Annotated in this window: 18 protein-coding genes and 1 tRNA gene; 5 read left to right on the top strand and 14 right to left on the bottom strand. The window is 71.8% G+C overall.

All coding sequences use genetic code 11. The features are described 5' to 3' along the window. Nucleotides 1-22: 22 nt before the first annotated feature. The gene (locus QMG39_RS12800; RefSeq protein ID WP_281885569.1) at nt 23-1,636 is read right to left on the bottom strand and encodes an ABC transporter permease; all 1,614 of its coding nucleotides are present in this window, start codon (nt 1,634-1,636) and stop codon (nt 23-25) included. Next, nucleotides 1,633-2,529 carry an ABC transporter ATP-binding protein gene (locus QMG39_RS12795; protein ID WP_281885567.1) on the bottom strand — a complete coding sequence of 299 codons (897 nt, stop codon included), beginning with the start codon at nt 2,527-2,529 and terminating at the stop codon, nt 1,633-1,635. The genes QMG39_RS12800 and QMG39_RS12795 overlap by 4 nt, the downstream gene beginning before the upstream one ends. 148 nt (nt 2,530-2,677) lie before the next feature. Between QMG39_RS12795 and QMG39_RS12790 the strand changes: the two genes are divergently transcribed. The 5 genes from QMG39_RS12790 (at nt 2,678) to QMG39_RS12770 (ending at nt 5,686) form a co-directional block, all read left to right on the top strand. Beyond that, nucleotides 2,678-3,052, top strand: coding sequence for a PadR family transcriptional regulator (locus QMG39_RS12790; RefSeq protein WP_281885565.1), 375 nt, complete (start codon nt 2,678-2,680; stop codon nt 3,050-3,052). 1 nt (nt 3,053) lies between these two features. Beyond that, the gene (locus QMG39_RS12785) at nt 3,054-3,422 is read left to right on the top strand and encodes a DUF1048 domain-containing protein (RefSeq protein WP_281885563.1); all 369 of its coding nucleotides are present in this window, start codon (nt 3,054-3,056) and stop codon (nt 3,420-3,422) included. Beyond that, nucleotides 3,419-4,222, top strand: coding sequence for an ABC transporter ATP-binding protein (locus QMG39_RS12780; RefSeq protein WP_281885561.1), 804 nt, complete (start codon nt 3,419-3,421; stop codon nt 4,220-4,222). The genes QMG39_RS12785 and QMG39_RS12780 overlap by 4 nt, the downstream gene beginning before the upstream one ends. Further along, on the top strand, nt 4,219-4,986 hold the full coding sequence (locus QMG39_RS12775) for an ABC transporter permease (RefSeq protein WP_281885559.1): 768 nt from the start codon (nt 4,219-4,221) through the stop codon (nt 4,984-4,986). Before QMG39_RS12780 ends, QMG39_RS12775 begins: the two co-directional genes overlap by 4 nt. Before the next feature lie 223 nt (nt 4,987-5,209). Continuing rightward, complete coding sequence (locus QMG39_RS12770; RefSeq protein ID WP_281885557.1) at nt 5,210-5,686, top strand: hypothetical protein; 477 nt, start codon at nt 5,210-5,212, stop codon at nt 5,684-5,686. A 7-nt stretch (nt 5,687-5,693) separates the two neighbouring features. Here QMG39_RS12770 and QMG39_RS12765 read toward each other — a convergent pair whose 3' ends face one another. The 12 genes from QMG39_RS12765 to QMG39_RS12710 form a co-directional block, all read right to left on the bottom strand. Beyond that, nucleotides 5,694-6,038 carry a type II toxin-antitoxin system PemK/MazF family toxin gene (locus tag QMG39_RS12765; protein ID WP_281885555.1) on the bottom strand — a complete coding sequence of 115 codons (345 nt, stop codon included), beginning with the start codon at nt 6,036-6,038 and terminating at the stop codon, nt 5,694-5,696. Beyond that, nucleotides 6,035-6,271: a hypothetical protein gene (locus QMG39_RS12760; protein ID WP_281885553.1), complete on the bottom strand. Its 237-nt coding sequence runs from the start codon at nt 6,269-6,271 to the stop codon at nt 6,035-6,037. The genes QMG39_RS12765 and QMG39_RS12760 overlap by 4 nt, the downstream gene beginning before the upstream one ends. Before the next feature lie 30 nt (nt 6,272-6,301). Then, nucleotides 6,302-6,988, bottom strand: a complete 687-nt coding sequence (locus QMG39_RS12755) for a hypothetical protein (RefSeq protein ID WP_281885551.1) — start codon at nt 6,986-6,988, stop codon at nt 6,302-6,304. Between the two features lie 157 nt (nt 6,989-7,145). Further along, nucleotides 7,146-7,379, bottom strand: coding sequence for a hypothetical protein (locus tag QMG39_RS12750; RefSeq protein WP_281885549.1), 234 nt, complete (start codon nt 7,377-7,379; stop codon nt 7,146-7,148). A 116-nt stretch (nt 7,380-7,495) separates the two neighbouring features. Next, nucleotides 7,496-7,569 (bottom strand) — tRNA-Leu (locus QMG39_RS12745). Between the two features lie 122 nt (nt 7,570-7,691). Next, nucleotides 7,692-9,110, bottom strand: a complete 1,419-nt coding sequence (locus tag QMG39_RS12740) for an NAD(P)/FAD-dependent oxidoreductase (protein WP_281885547.1) — start codon at nt 9,108-9,110, stop codon at nt 7,692-7,694. Between the two features lie 64 nt (nt 9,111-9,174). After that, nucleotides 9,175-10,464 (bottom strand): S8 family serine peptidase, encoded by a 1,290-nt coding sequence (locus tag QMG39_RS12735; RefSeq protein WP_281885545.1) that lies wholly within the window; start codon nt 10,462-10,464, stop codon nt 9,175-9,177. Continuing rightward, on the bottom strand, nt 10,461-11,030 hold the full coding sequence (locus tag QMG39_RS12730; RefSeq protein WP_281887284.1) for a DUF501 domain-containing protein: 570 nt from the start codon (nt 11,028-11,030) through the stop codon (nt 10,461-10,463). Before QMG39_RS12730 ends, QMG39_RS12735 begins: the two co-directional genes overlap by 4 nt. Further along, a complete protein-coding gene (locus QMG39_RS12725; protein ID WP_281885543.1) occupies nt 11,027-11,467 on the bottom strand; it encodes an FtsB family cell division protein in 441 nt (146 codons plus the stop codon). The genes QMG39_RS12730 and QMG39_RS12725 overlap by 4 nt, the downstream gene beginning before the upstream one ends. Before the next feature lie 61 nt (nt 11,468-11,528). Then, complete coding sequence (gene eno / locus QMG39_RS12720; RefSeq protein ID WP_281885541.1) at nt 11,529-12,809, bottom strand: phosphopyruvate hydratase; 1,281 nt, start codon at nt 12,807-12,809, stop codon at nt 11,529-11,531. Between the two features lie 90 nt (nt 12,810-12,899). After that, the gene (hisS, locus tag QMG39_RS12715; RefSeq protein WP_281885539.1) at nt 12,900-14,156 is read right to left on the bottom strand and encodes a histidine--tRNA ligase; all 1,257 of its coding nucleotides are present in this window, start codon (nt 14,154-14,156) and stop codon (nt 12,900-12,902) included. An 80-nt stretch (nt 14,157-14,236) separates the two neighbouring features. Continuing rightward, nucleotides 14,237-14,941 (bottom strand): nucleoside triphosphate pyrophosphohydrolase, encoded by a 705-nt coding sequence (locus tag QMG39_RS12710; protein ID WP_281885537.1) that lies wholly within the window; start codon nt 14,939-14,941, stop codon nt 14,237-14,239. Nucleotides 14,942-15,015: the final 74 nt, after the last annotated feature.

Below are 15,015 nucleotides of genomic sequence, written 5' to 3'. Positions count from 1 at the left end.
CAGGGGCGGGCGGATGCCGCCCTCAGCGCGGCACGTCGCGCAGGCGGAATCCCGCCAGCCCGACGACCGCGGCGCCGGTCGCGACCACACCGAGCCACAGCTCCGCAGCCCCGTCGACGTCGTCGACCGGCACGTCGCCGACGACGTGCGTCGGCGACAGCGCGAGCGCCCAGTCGGGCATCGAGAGCGTGCCGCCCAGCAGGTCGGCGAACACGGCGTAGGCGAGCACGATCCAGAGCGCGCTCGACCAGCCCGGCACGAGGCCGAACAGCAGCATCCCGACCCCGCCGATCACCAGCACCGCGGGCAGGTAGGCGGCGGATGCCTCGAGCAGGCCGTCGACCTCGGAGCCCGCCGTGGCGGCGAGGCCGGCACCGCCCGCGAGCATCACGAGGCACGCGAGCACGGCCGCGGTGAGCGCATACGTCGACATCCAGCCGACGCGGTGCGTCGCGCGAGCGAGCGTGGGCTCGAGCATGCCGCCGGTCTCCTCGCCGCGGAGGCGGAGCATCGACTGCGCGAGGCATCCCATCGCCATGAACGCGATGAGCAGCAGGCAGAAGCCCGCGTACGACTCGTTGACCTGGTCAGCGGCGTCGGCTCCGAAGATGCCCGCGAGCGCGGGGTTCGCCGCGACCGCGTCGGCGATGTCGTCGGTGAATGCGCCGAAGACGACGCCCACGACCGCCGCGCCGGCGATCCAGCCGAGCCCGGCCGGGCCGTGGGCGCGCAGCGCGAGCCCGGCGGTCGAGGCGCCGAACCGGCTCGCGCGGCGCGGTCCGGGCCGCGAGGGCACCAGCGCCGAGCCGAGGTCGCGGCTGCCGACGAGCACGAGACCCGCCACGACGAGGGCGATGGCGACGCCGAGCGCGAGCAGCAGCGGCCAGACGCGGCTGTCATCGGCGAACGGGCGGGTCTCCTGCTGCCACGCGAGCGGCGAGAGCCAGCGCCACGCGTTGTCGCGCACGTCGCCGATCGCGCGGGTGAGGTACGCGCCGCCGAGCGCGACGATGCCGACCGCGGTCACGCCCGGGGCGCGGCGCACGAGCTGGCCGACGAAGGTGGCGATGCCGGCGAAGACCCCGCCGAGCGTCGCGATCGAGGCGCCGTACAGCCACGCGGCATCCGCCGGTTCGCCGTAGGCGACGAGCACGAGCGCCATGCCGGTGCCGACGAGCGCGAGCGCGACCGCGGTGACGGCCACGGCAGCGGTCCACGGTGCGCGGCGGCCGACACCGCGCGAGCGCAGCAGCTCGAGCAGGCCCGACTCCTCGGGCGCGCGGGTCTGGCGGGCGACCAGGAACAGCCCCATGAGCGGGATCGCGATCGCCGCGATGAACCCGAACTCGTTCGCCGCGACACCCCCGAGCGTGTCGGCACCGTACGGCGTGCCGTTGATCGCGGCCATGGCGGGGTCGGATGCCACGGTCTGGTCGTAGGTCGCGAGCTGCTCGGGGGTGCCGTAGGTGCCGTCGAGCGCGGCGACGGTCGCGTAGTAGCCGCCGACGAGCGCGAGCACCCAGATCACGGGCGCCTTCCACCCCGTGCGCAGCTGCACGCGCAGCACGGCCCAGTAGCCGCTGCCGGCGGACTCGGCGGGCGCCGCGCGGGCCGAGGGCGCCTCGGTCGCCGTCATCCCACGTCCTCGTACTCGCTGAGGAACAGCTCGTCGAGGCTCGGCGGGCGCACGGTCAGCGCACTCACCCCCGCCGCGAGCACGGGCGGCAGCACCGCGTCGAGCGCGCCGGGATCGACCGAGAACGACAGCTCGGTGCCCTCGCCCGCGGGCGTGCGCTCGAGGCCCGACACCGACGGGTGCTCGAGCGCGGGCGCGGGGGTCGTGGTCACGGCGTGCACCGAGGTGCGGGAGAGGCTGCGGAGCTCGGCGACGCTGCCCGACCGCACGATCCTGCCCTTGCGCACGATGGCGACGTCCTGGCAGAGGGCGTCGACTTCGCTCAGGATGTGGCTCGAGAGCAGCACGGATGCCCCGTCGGCGGCGCGCTCCGCGACGGTCTCGCGGAAGACCTCCTCCATGAGCGGGTCGAGCCCCGATGTGGGTTCGTCGAGCACGAGCAGGTCGGCCTCGGCCGAGAGCGCCGCGACGAGCGCCACCTTCTGGCGGTTGCCCTTGGAGTAGTCGCGCACGCGCTTGGTCGGGTCGAGGTCGAACCGGTCGATGAGCGCGTCCCGCCGAGCGGCGTTCGCCGGCGGCCCCGACGAGGTCAGCACGTCGATGCACTGCCCGCCGGTCAGCTGCGGCCAGAGCGCCACGTCGCCGGGCACGTAGGCGAGCCGGCGGTGCAGTCGCACGGCGTGCGCCCAGGGGTCGTCGCCGAAGAGCCGCACCTCGCCCGAAGTCTTTCGCATGAGCCCGAGCAGCACCCGGATCGTCGTGGACTTTCCCGCCCCGTTCGGCCCGAGGAACCCGAGCACCTGTCCTTCGGCCAGCCGGAGGTCGAGGCCGTCGAGCGCCCGCACCTTCCCGAAATGCTTGTGCAGCCCCTCGATCTCGACCACGTCGGCCATCGCGCCCTCCCCCGCCCGTCGGATGTCCGTTCGGGGCCACTGTATCGACGGAGTGCGAACGCCTCGCTACTCAGTCTTGCCAAGTACTGGTACTCGTGCTTACTATGTAGCGGTACTCAGTGACACTGACCAGACAGGCGGGCGGCACGTGGCGAAGCAGATGACCGAGATGCTCAAGGGCACGCTGGAGGGCATCGTGCTCGCGCTGCTCGCGTCCGCGCCGGCGTACGGCTACGAGATCACGGCGCGGCTGCGCGAGCAGGGCTTCACCGACATCGCCGAGGGCACCGTCTACGCGCTGCTCGTGCGCGTCGAGCAGCGGGGTCTCGTCGACGTCGAGCGCGTCCCCTCCGAGAAGGGGCCGCCGCGCAAGGTCTACACGCTGAACGCCGCCGGCCGCGCGGTGCTCGACGAGTTCTGGGCCACCTGGGACTTCCTCGCGGCGCGCATCGGGCACCTCCGGCCCGAGCCCGCCCCGCACCACGACACGAACGACACCCCGAACGACGAAGGAGCGCGCTGACATGGCCGCCAAGTGGATCGAGACCCTCACCGGATCGCTCGAGCAGAAGAAGCAGTACCGCGCGGATCGTGCGCGGATCGCCGGCCTCGCCGACCCCTACCGCACTGCCGCGCAGGCGATGCATCGCTACCTCATGTACGCCGGCGGCATCACCGACGGCGACACGCTCGTCACGATGTTCGGCGACCTGGCCGACCTCTGGGAGCGCGCCGCGGTCGATGGCACTCCCGTGCGCGAGATCGTCGGCGACGACCCGGTCGACTTCGCGGAGTCGTTCGCGAAGGCGTACCTCGGCAAGCAGTGGATCGACGCCGAGCGCGCCCGGTTCGTGCGCGCCATCGACGAGGCGGAACGGGGGGCCGAGTCATGACCGCCGCCGTGCAGGTGCGCGGCCTCGAGAAGTCGTTCGGCGACCTCGACGTGCTGCGCGGCCTCGACCTCGACGTGGCACCCGGCAGCATCGTCGCACTGCTCGGCGCCAACGGCGCGGGCAAGACGACCCTGGTCCGCATCCTCTCGACCCTGCTCGCCGCCGACGCCGGCAGCGCGCGGGTGCTCGGCCACGATGTCGCGACCGCGCCGCGCGACGTGCGCGCGTCGATCAGCCTGACCGGCCAGTTCACCGCGATCGACGACGTGCTCACCGGTCGCGAGAACCTGGTGCTGGTGGCGCGGCTGCGTCACCTCCCGCATCCGACCGCCGTCGCCGACGAGCTGCTGGCACGGTTCTCGCTCGCCGATGCCGCCGACCGACCCGCCGCGAAGTACTCCGGCGGCATGCGTCGCAGGCTCGACATCGCGATGAGCCTCGTCGGCGCGCCGCCCGTGATCTTCCTCGACGAGCCGACCACCGGGCTCGACCCGCAGGCGCGCAACGAGGTGTGGGAGACCGTCGCCGCGCTCGCGGCCGGCGGCACCACCGTGCTGCTCACCACGCAGCACCTCGAGGAGGCCGAGCGGCTCGCCGACCGCATCGCGATCCTGCACGACGGCGTGGTGGCGCACGAGGGCACCCTCGACGAGCTGCGTCGGCTGCTGCCGCCCGCCGAGGTCGAGGTCGTCGAGCGCCAGCCCTCCCTCGAGGAGGTCTTCCTCGCCGTCATCGGCGGCATGAGCGCAGCGGATGCCCCGGGCGGCACGTCCGCCCCCGGCGGAACGGAATTCTCATGACCACCATCCACCCGCTCACCGACACCGGCGTGCTCACCGGCCGGTCGCTGCGGCACGTGCTGCGCAGTCCCGACACGATCCTCACCACCGCGGTCACGCCGATCGCGCTGCTCCTGCTGTTCGTCTACGTGCTCGGCGGCGCCATCGACGTCGGATCCGGCGTCGCGTACGTGGACTACCTGCTGCCGGGCATCCTGCTCATCACCATCGCGTCGGGTGTGGCGTACACCGCGTACCGCCTGTTCCTCGACCTCCAGGGCGGCCTGTTCGACCGGTTCCGGTCGATGCCGATCGCGGGGTCGAGCGTGCTCTGGGCGCACGTGCTCACCTCGCTCGTCGCGAACCTCGTGTCGGTGGCCATCGTGGTCGGCGTCGGGTTCGCGATGGGCTTCCGCACCGGGGCATCCGTCTGGGCCTGGCTCGCGATCGTCGGCGTGCTCGTGCTGTTCACGCTCGCACTCACCTGGCTCGCGGTGATCGCCGGGCTCTCGGCGAAGTCGGTCGACGGGGCGAGCGGGTTCAGCTACCCGCTCATCTTCCTGCCGTTCATCAGCTCGGCGTTCGTGCCGACCGACTCGATGCCCACGCCGGTCGCGTGGTTCGCCGAGCACCAGCCGGTGACCGCGATCGTCGACTCGATGCGCGCGCTGTTCGCAGGCGAACCCGTGGGTGCCGACATCTGGGTCGCGCTGGCGTGGCTGGTCGGCATCCTCGCCGTGGCATCCGCCGTCGCCGCGCTGCTGCTGCGGCGTCGCATGCGCTGACGCGTCGGGCGGCGGGTGACGGGCGTCGTCCACAGTCACTCTGCCGCGAACGGATGCGAGTGAGCGCCCGCCATACGATGCCCACGTGGACTCCGACACAGCGCGCTCGCTCCTCGACCTTCCGAGGCCGACGCGGGTCACCGTCGATCGGGTCCGAATGGCCTTCGATTGGGCGGTCGAGGACGATCGGGGGTCCCGACCGGAGCTCGATGAGGCGCGCGCCGTGCTCCTCGAACGAGCGCGGCGGATTCCGCCGAGTGGCGAGGCGACCGAGCTGCTGGGTCTGCTCCAGTTCTTCGTCGGGGGGTTCGTGCTGTTCGTCGCGACGGTCGGAGTACAGCTCGCACTGTCGTCCTTCTACGACGACTTCGCGGCCGTGATCGGCTGGGGCATCAACGCGGTACTCATCGCGATGATCTCGATGATCTGCGCGTGGATCCTCGGACTGCCCCTGCGGCACATTCCACGACTCCGCTCGTGGTGGCTCTCGAACGGCGAGTGGCCCGTCGCCGGCGTTGTTCTCGGCTTCGTCGCACTGTGCTTCGTCGTGTCCCTCGCGCCGGTCACGCAGGCCACCGACGAGTTCGGCACGTACGAGGCGCGCATGGTCGATCCACGAGCGCTGCTCGCCGTCTGGGGGATCTTCGCGTTCTCTGTCGTGCACTTCGTGTGGCCGCTGCGCTGGACGGACCGCGAATAGCAGCGCTTCAGAGATCGAGGAAGTCGCCGAGCCACATGCGAACCGCGGCGAGGGTCTCCGGTGAGACCTGACCTCCGACCGAGGTGAGACGGTCCCGCGAGAGGGTTCGCGGTTGCTCGGTCATCACCCATGAGGGTCGGTCGAGTCCGCTCGGCCCGTCGACCCGGACGTGGTTCGGCCAGCCGCGGTCGGTCGTGGTGATTGGCAGCACGATCGCGAGCGTCGTGACGGCGTCGAGGTAACCAGCGGACGCGACGACGAGTACCGGCCGGTGACCGCCCTGCTCGCGGCCGCGCACCGGCTCGAGTGACGCCCAGGCGATGACGCCCGGAGCGAGCTCCGCGTCGATCACGACTCGGCGTCGGTCAGTTCGGTCCGCTCCCACTCGGCTGACTCGTACGCGTGCGACTCGACGTTCGCCGACGTCGACCCGGCGATCGCCGCCTTCAGGGTGCTCAGCCGCCACCTGCGATCCTCGGCATCGGCGAGCCGCGCGAGGTGCGCGCCGAGCGTGAGCCCATCGCGCGCCGCCTGCTCCTTGAGGCGATCGCGGAGCTCGTCGCTCACCTTGATCGTGGTAGTCATACTCGGAGTATACCGATCGAGGATCTCGCTTCAGGTGCTGAAGATGGATGTCGCAACGAGGATGCCGAGTACCGCAAGCGCCGCTCCGAGTGTGAGGTACGCAGCGCCACGTACCCGACTCGTGACGAGGATGTGCGACCATCCCAGGAGCCCGGTGCTTGCGCCCAGGAGCACGAGCGTCGCGCTCAGCGTGCCCCCGGCCCACACCCGAGCGGTGTCGGAATCACCACCGCCCAGTGCGATCCCGTACACGATCAACAGCGCGACGAGGAACTGCAGTGCCGCGAGCCCTCCGATGAAGGCCGCCCAACTGCGGGCCGCGTTCGACGACGGCGTGGCACGAACCGTGAGCGACGCGTGGCGTGCGTTCGCTCGGGATCGGTACTCGGTTCCGAGGTCGAACACCGATGACAGGTCTGCCGGATCACCGATGTCGGTCGGGAGATCAAGGAAGGCGCGGCGCCAAGGCCGCCCCACGCCACTCGCCGCGAGCAGGCGCGCAAGGCGGTCGCGCTCACGTGGTGTCGTCCAGCCGTCGATCACGATTCCCCAACGACCCGCCTGATCGGGGGCGCCGAGCTGACGGTAGAGCTCGGCGAGTGCACGCCGCTTCGCGAATGGCGGTCGGTCCCGGATCGCCGCGGGCTTCAGCAGGTTGATCGCTGCCCGGTGGTTGCCCTGCGCGAGCAACTCGCGCGCGCGTTCCACCTCGTCCACGCGAAACATCCTCGCCCAGCTCGGCGTTGCGTTCGCACCACCTGTGCAGTCCTGAGATGCACCGAGCCGCCGACTCGCCCCGGGCATCACGCCCGCACCGAGTCGGCGGCTCATGTCGGGGTCGGTACCGTTCCGCAGGCCCGACCCGATCGGGGGTCTAGTCGGCCGCGCAGATACCGCGGGCGGTGTCGTTCTTGCCCTGCCCACCGATGGCCTTGACGACGTCGCCGACGTTCGTGAAGCCGAGCGCCCCGACGGTGTTGATGGTCTTGTGCACCTGCCCGAAGCAGGCGTTGTCGTTGGGCCCCATGTGGCCCGCGGCCTGCGCCGGTGCGGCGAAGCCGACCACGGCGATCGCGGCGATGAATCCGGTGGCGAGAATGCGCTTCATTGGACTTTCCCTTTCAATCGGCGGGTGCCTGACGACCCGATTACCTGTACTTCCGCATGAAGCACGGATTCGGATGCACCCTCGATGAAGGAATCTCGCGAAGAGATGAAGCACAGTGCTCCCGCTGGGATTCGAACCCAGACTCGGGCGAGTTTAAGTCGCCTGCCTCTGCCAGTTGGGCTACGGGAGCGCGGCGGCGCGCCGCGCCCTCACCTTACCGAGCGGATGCCACGGGCCAGCCCCGAACGCGAACGCGCCGCCGACCTGCGCGATGCAGGCGGGCGGCGCGTTCGAGCGTCGAGGGCGAGCCGGCTACTTGACGGCGGCCGTCTCGGCAGGCTTCTCCGCGGGCTTCTTCGCCGCAGCGCGCGGCTTCTTCGCGGCAGGCGCCTTCGGGGCGGCCTCGGGTGCGGGCTTCGGGCGCGCGGCGAACTCCTCGAACGCGGCGCGCGGCGTCTGCCGGGCCTCGAGCGAGACGATGTCGCGGCCGAGCCAGAAGTTGTTCCACCAGCCCCAGAACACGCGGAGCTTGCGCTCCCAGCTCGGGATGGCGAGGCCGTGGTAGCCGCGGTGCGCGAACCAGGCGATCAGGCCCTTCATGGCGAACTTGCCCGACTGGAAGGCGCCCGAGCCGAGGCCGAGACCGGCGACGGCACCGAGGTTCTTGTGCACGTACTCGTGCGGCTCCTCGCCGCGGAGCACGGCGACGAGGTTCTTCGCGAGCAGCTTGCCCTGGCGCACGGCGTGCTGGGCGTTGGGCACGCAGTAGCCGCCCACGCCGCCGCCCGTGAGGTCGGGCACGGCGCTGATGTCGCCGGCCGCCCAGGCGTCCTCGACGATGTCGTCCTCGTCGCCGACGCGCAGGTCGGGGCGGGTCTTGATGCGGCCGCGCTCCTCGACCGGCAGGTCGGAGTTGCGCACGATCTGCGGGTTCGCCATGACGCCGGCGGTCCAGACGATGAGGTCGGAGTCCATGGTCTGGCCGGTCGAGAGCTCGATGTGGCCGTCGACGGCCGACTTGAGCTGCGTGTCGAGGTGGATCTCGGCGCCGCGCTGGGCGAGGTGCTTGATGACCCAGTGGCTGGTGGGCAGCGACACCTCGGGCATGATGCGGCCCATCGCCTCGATGAGGTGGAAGTGGGTGTCGTCGAAGCTCAGCTGCGGGTAGAACTCGAGCAGCGAGCTGGCGAACGAGCGCAGCTCGGCGAACACCTCGATGCCGGCGAAGCCGCCGCCGACCACGACGACCGTGAGGAGGCGGTCGCGCTCGGGGCCGGCGGGGAGGTTCGCGGCCTTGTCGAAGTTCGTGAGGAGGCGGTCGCGGATCGCGGCGGCCTCCTCGATGGTCTTCAGGCCGAAGGCGTTCTCGGCGATGCCCGGGATGGGGAACGTGCGCGAGACGGCGCCGCCGGTCACCACGACGATGTCGTAGTCGAACTGGTAGTCGTCGGCACCCTCGGGCGAGATGGTGGCCTGCTTCGACGCGTGGTCGATGGCCGTGACCTTGGCGGTGATGACGTTGGTCTTGCGGAGGTGGCGACGGAGCGCGACCACGGAGTGGCGGGGCTCGATCGAGCCGGCCGCGACCTCGGGGAGGAAGGGCTGGTACGTCATGTACGGCAGCGGGTCGACGACCGTGACCTCCGCTTCACCGGCGCGCAGCCACTTCTCGAGCTTCCACGCGGTGTAGAACCCGGCATAGCCGCCACCGACGATGAGAATCTTGGGCACGGTGAATGAACTCCTCAGTTGGTGGGTGCGTGGGGGCGTGCGAACACTGTACTCCCGACCGCGATCACGTTTCATGGCGCGACGTGCGCCGGATATGCCGAGTGGCACCGATGCCCAACAGCGTTGCAAGGGTACCAAACCCCAGCAGGAGGGTGAGCGGCAGGGTGATGTAGGCGAGGCTCGACGGGGTCGGCCAGAGCGTCAGCGCGACGCGCGACTGGGGGTCGGGCGGGTCGGCGAACGGCACGATCTCCTGCTCGGTGTCGTCGACCTCCTCACCGCTCGTGGGCAGGTCGGCCCGGCGGTGGATGGTGACCCACTGCGACAGGTCGCCCATGGGGTTCGTGCTCACGGGCTCGACCTCCGCGGTGAGCGCGGCCGACGGGTCGATGAGCCCCCACCCGTACAGCGGGCTCGGCACCTCGTGGCCGTCGGGGTCGGCGGTGGCGATGACCCGCTGGATCACGTTGTTCGCATCGAGGTCGGGGTACGCCGAGCGCACGAGCGCCACCAGGCCGCTGACCAGCGGCGCCGCGCCGCTCGTGCCCTCCCAGATCACGTAGCCGTCGTTGCCGGGCTGCACGCCGACCAGCTGCTCGCTCGGTGCCGACACCCCGATCGAGATGCCCTGCGACGACGCGTCGAAGCTCACCTCGCGGTCGATGTCGACGCCCGCGACGGTGAGCACGCCGGGGATGGTCGCCGGGGCACCCACCTCAGTGGTGCCGCTCCCCCGGTTGCCGGCCGCCGCGACCACGACCACGTCGTTCGCGAACGCGTACCCGAACGCGTCGTCCCAGCTCTCGGGCCAGTCGCGGGTGTTGCGGGTCAGCGACATGTTGATCACGTCGGCGCCGTTGTCGACCGCCCAGCGCACGCCCTCGGCGATCTGGTCGTCGGTGCTGATCGCGCCATCACCGGTCTGGCCGAACGCGACCGAGATCGACAGCAGGTCGGCCTGCGGCGCGACGCCGATCACGCCGTTGCCCTCGCCGGTGCCGCGGCCGGCGAGCAGCGACGCCACCCAGGTGCCGTGGTTCGCGTCGTCGCCCACGGGGGTCTGCCCGTTCGGCGAGCCGATGCCCGAGACATCCGTGCCGCCGACCACCGCGCCCGAGAGCTCGGTGACCGACGAGTCGATGCCGGTGTCGATGACCGCGACGGTCACGCCGTCGCCCTGCGTGGTCTGCCACGCGGTCGTGAAGCCGTAGTCGGTGAGCCAGTACTGCCGGTCGCGCACGGTGTCGGCCTGCGCGGGCAGCGGCACCGCGACGAGCACCGCGACGGCGGCGACGGTCGCGACGGCGCGCGCCAGTCGGCGCGAACGACGGCGGGGCGGATGCTCCGGGCTCACGAGTCTCCCTCGCCGGGCGTGCCGCCCGTGGCATCCGTGCTGATCGACTCGTCGTCGACCCCGTAGTCGACGCAGACGCACACGGTCGGCTTCCACGACGACGCCTCGAGCGTGAGGTCGCCGATCGGGTTGAGCCCGGGCCCGGCGGCCAGCGAGTGCGCCGCGAGCGCGTGCAGGCACTTCACGCGCGTGGGCATGCCGCCCGCCGAGACGCCGTGCAGCTCGGGCACGTCGAGGAAGCCCTCGCGGTCGGCGAGGTACGACTCGTGGGCGGCCCGGTAGGCGGCCCGCACGTCGTCGTCGCTCGCGAGCAGCTCGTTGTACTCGACCATGAGCTGCGCGGCCTCGAGGTAGCTCATCGCGGCCGTCGCGGCCGGGTGCGTGAGGTAGTAAAGGGTCGGGAACGGCGTGCCGTCGCTGAGGCGCGGCGCGGTCGCGACCACGGTGGGCGCCCCGCACACGCAGCGCGCGGGGATGCCCAGCACGTTGCGCGCAGGGCGGCCGAGCTGCGCCGAGACGATGCGGATGTCCCGGGCGGTCGCCTGCTCGAACGGTGGTCGCATCAGCCGTCTCCCTCGGATGCATCGGTGGCGGTGCCCGCCGCGAGCAGCGACGCGAGCAGCGTGCGCGACCAGTCGGCGTCGGCCTCCTCGACCTCGGTCGAGATCGGGGCGGCCTCCTCGGCGACGTCGGCGGGCGCGAGGTCGTCGATCACGAGGTAGCTCACCTCGCCGGGCAGCACGTAGTAGAGCCGGTCGCGGGCCTGCGACATGACGAACGTGCGGTCGTCCCATCGCTCCCGCTCGGCTCGCAGCTCGCGCACCTCGGCCTGCTGGGCGGCGACCTCGGCCTCGAGCTCGGCGATCTGTGCGCGCTGCTCGGCCCACACCCGCAGCGTCGGGGCGAGCACGACGACCGCCAGCACGGCCAGCGCGAGCATGATCACGGTGAACCCGGAGAAGCGGATGCCGCGCAGCCAGGCGCCCACGGAGGACTCGGGCATGCGACTCCTCCCCGGCACGGCTCGGTCGGGGCGGCCCCGCGGCCGCCCCGACCCCCGTGCGTCAGGCGGAGAAGCGGGGGAACGCCGCGCGGCCCGCGTACACCGCGGCCTCGCCGAGCTCCTCTTCGATCCTCAGGAGTTGATTGTACTTCGCGACCCGCTCGCTCCGGGCCGGCGCGCCCGTCTTGATCTGGCCGCAGTCGGTCGCGACGGCGAGGTCGGCGATCGTCGTGTCCTCGGTCTCGCCCGAGCGGTGCGAGAGCACGGCGGTGTAGCCGGCGCGGTGCGCGAGCGAGACGGCGTCGAGCGTCTCGGTGAGCGTGCCGATCTGGTTGACCTTCACGAGGATCGAGTTCGCGGCGCCCATCTCGATGCCCTTGGCGAGGCGCGACGGGTTGGTGACGAAGAAGTCGTCGCCGACGAGCTGCACCTTGCCGCCGATCTGGGCGGTGAGCGAGGCGTAGCCGTCCCAGTCGTCCTCGGCGAGCGGGTCCTCGATGGTGATGAGCGGGTAGTTCGCGAGGAGGCCCTCGTAGTACGCCACCATCTCGTCGGCCGAGCGGGTCTTGCCCTCGAACGTGTACACGCCGTCGGCGAAGAACTCGGTCGAGGCGACGTCGAGCCCGAGGCCGAAGTCGGCGCCCATGGTGAAGCCGGCCTTCTCGATCGCCTCGGTGATGAGGTCGAGCGCGGCCGCGTTGCTGGGCAGGTCGGGGGCGAAGCCGCCCTCGTCACCGAGGCCGGTGGAGAGGCCCTTCGACTTCAGCAGGCTCTTCAGCGCGTGGTACGACTCGGCTCCCCAGCGCAGCGCCTCGGAGAACGACTCGGCACCGATCGGCAGGAGCATGAACTCCTGGATGTCCACGCCGGTGTCGGCGTGCGCGCCGCCGTTGATGACGTTCATCATCGGCACGGGCAGCGTGTGGGCGTTCGGGCCGCCGAGGTAGCGGAACAGCGGCAGGTCGGCCGAGTCGGCCGCGGCCTTCGCCGTCGCGAGGCTCACGCCGAGGATGGCGTTCGCGCCCAGGCGGCTCTTGTTGTCGGTGCCGTCGGCGTCGATGAGCGCGGCGTCGACGACGCGCTGGTCGCTCGCCTCGAGGTCCTCGATGGCCGGGCCGAGCACGTCGAGCACCGACTCGACGGCCTTCTGTACGCCCTTGCCGAGGTAGCGGTCTGCGTCGCCGTCGCGCAGCTCGTACGCCTCGAACGCACCGGTCGACGCGCCCGAGGGCACCGCGGCGCGGGCCAGGGAGCCGTCGTCGAGCAGCACCTCGACCTCGACCGTCGGGTTGCCTCGCGAATCCAGAATCTCGCGGGCGCCTACAGCTTCGATGAATGCCACGATCTCTCCTTACGTGGTGGTGGTGTCTCGGACGACCCCATCGTGGTCCGCTCACCACTCTAGTGAGGCGGCGACGGCGCTCGCAGCCGGTCAGTCGAGGGGCCGGAACTCCAGCTCCGCGGCATCCGTCAGCCCTGCGCTCACGAACGCGAAACGCGAGAATCCGTCGGCGGCGACCCGCTCGAGCAGCGCGCGCGTGTTCTTCACCCGGCGCTCGAGGCGCACGCGGGACCCGGCGGCCACGAGCTGGGATTTGAGCCCCACGAGCACCGCGGGGTCGACGTCGCGGTCGTGCACGAGCACGACGTCGTCGTGCGTGCCCTCGCCGCCGAGCTCGACGAGGTCGACGATGCGCTCGAACCCGATCGAGAACCCGCACGCGGGCACCTCCTGGCCGAGGAATCGCCCGATCATGTGGTCGTAGCGCCCGCCGCCGCCGAGCGAGTAGCCGCGGTCGGGGTGCGCGATCTCGAAGATCGTGCCGGTGTAGTACCCCATGCCGCGCACGAGGGTGGGGTCGAAGGCGACGGATGCCCCGGGCAGCGCGTCGCGCAGCGCGCGCAGGTCGCCGAACGCCTCGGCGTCGAGCCACGCGGGCGCGCCGCCGTCGGCGATCGTCCAGTCGGCCGCGGCGAGCTCGGCGATCTCGTCGACGATGCCGGGCCGGTCGATGCCGAGCGTGGCGAGCTCGTCGGCGACCCCGGTCGCGCCGATCTTGTCGAGCTTGTCGAGCGTGATCAGCGCGCGCTCGCGCAGTGCGGGGTCGTCGACGCCCCAGCTGCCGAGCAGCCCCTGCAGGATGCGGCGGTCGTTGAGGCGGATGCTGCAGCCGGCGAGCCCGAGCGCGTCGAGCGTGGCGAGCGTGGCCTGCAGCAGCTCGAGCTCGGCGACCGGGCCGGCCTCGCCGATGATGTCGATGTCGCACTGCATGAACTGGCGGTAGCGGCCCTTCTGCGGGCGCTCGGCGCGCCAGACCGGGGCGATCTGCACCGCGCGGAACACGGGCGGCAGGTTGCCGCGGTTCGAGGCGTAGAAGCGAGCCAGCGGCACGGTGAGGTCGAACCGCAGGCCGAGGTCGGCGAGGGCGAGGCTGTCGCCGGATGCGGCTGCGGCCTCGAGGTCCTCGGCCGTGAGGCCGCGCTTCATGACCGCGAAGGCGAGCTTCTCGTTGTCGCCGCCGAGGCCGGCGTGGAGGCGCTCGGAGTCCTCGACGACCGGGGTCTCGATCTCGTCGAAGCCGTGCACGCGGTAGGTCTCCCGGATCACGGCGAGCGCGCGCTCGCGGCGCGCCTTCTCGGCGGGGAGGAAGTCGCGCATTCCGCGCGGGGGCGTCACGGTCTTCGGCATGACGGCCATTCTTCCAGTCGTGGGCGGTGGGTCGTGCCGGGTGACGGCGGTGCGGCCGGGTCGGGGGCGGGCGGATGCCCCTAGGCCGACGCCTCGGCCGCGCGCACGTCGTCCTCGAGGCGGCGCGTCGCCGCGCGCAGCGCGCGCTCGGCGTCGAGCCCGTCGGCGCGTGCCTGCGCGACGAGCGAGAGGAGCAGGTCGCCGAGCGCGGTCTCGTCGGCGGGGCCGGGCTCGCCGGAGGCATCCGCTCGCCCCTCGGCAGCAGCGGCGGGCGCCACGCCGACGCGAGCGGCACGTCCGAGCACCTTGTCGGCGCGCGCGAGGGCGGGCATGCCGGCGGGGATGCCGTCGAGCACGCTCGTGCGGTGCGGCTTCTCCTCGGCCTTGAGGTCGTCCCAGAAGCCGATCACGTCGTCGGCCGACTCCGCCTGGCGGTCGCCGAACACGTGCGGGTGGCGCGAGATCATCTTGGCGCTCATGTGGTCGGCGACGTCGTCGATGTCGAAGCCCTCGGCCGGGTCGTGCGCGGCGAGGTCGGCGTGGAAGAGCACCTGGTAGAGCACGTCGCCGAGCTCCTCGATGAGCTCGGCGCGGTCGCCCGCCTCAATCGCGTCGATGAGCTCCCACGCCTCCTCGACGAGGTACTGCACGAGCGATTCGTGGGTCTGGTCGGCGTCCCAGGGGCATCCGCCCGGGCCCCGGAGCCTGGCCGTGAGCCGCACGAGGCCGGCCAGCCCGCGGTAGTCGTCGAGGGTCTCCTGCTGCTGCGGCTGCGGTTCGGCCATGCGCCCATCCCACCACGCGCTCCCCCGCCGCGCACGCCCGTCACCCGGTTCGGCGCGGCGATAGACTGTCGCGC

This window comes from Agromyces rhizosphaerae (genome assembly GCF_027925245.1).
Taxonomy (GTDB): domain Bacteria; phylum Actinomycetota; class Actinomycetes; order Actinomycetales; family Microbacteriaceae; genus Agromyces; species Agromyces rhizosphaerae.
This window is presented reverse-complemented; position numbering and strand designations above follow the sequence as displayed.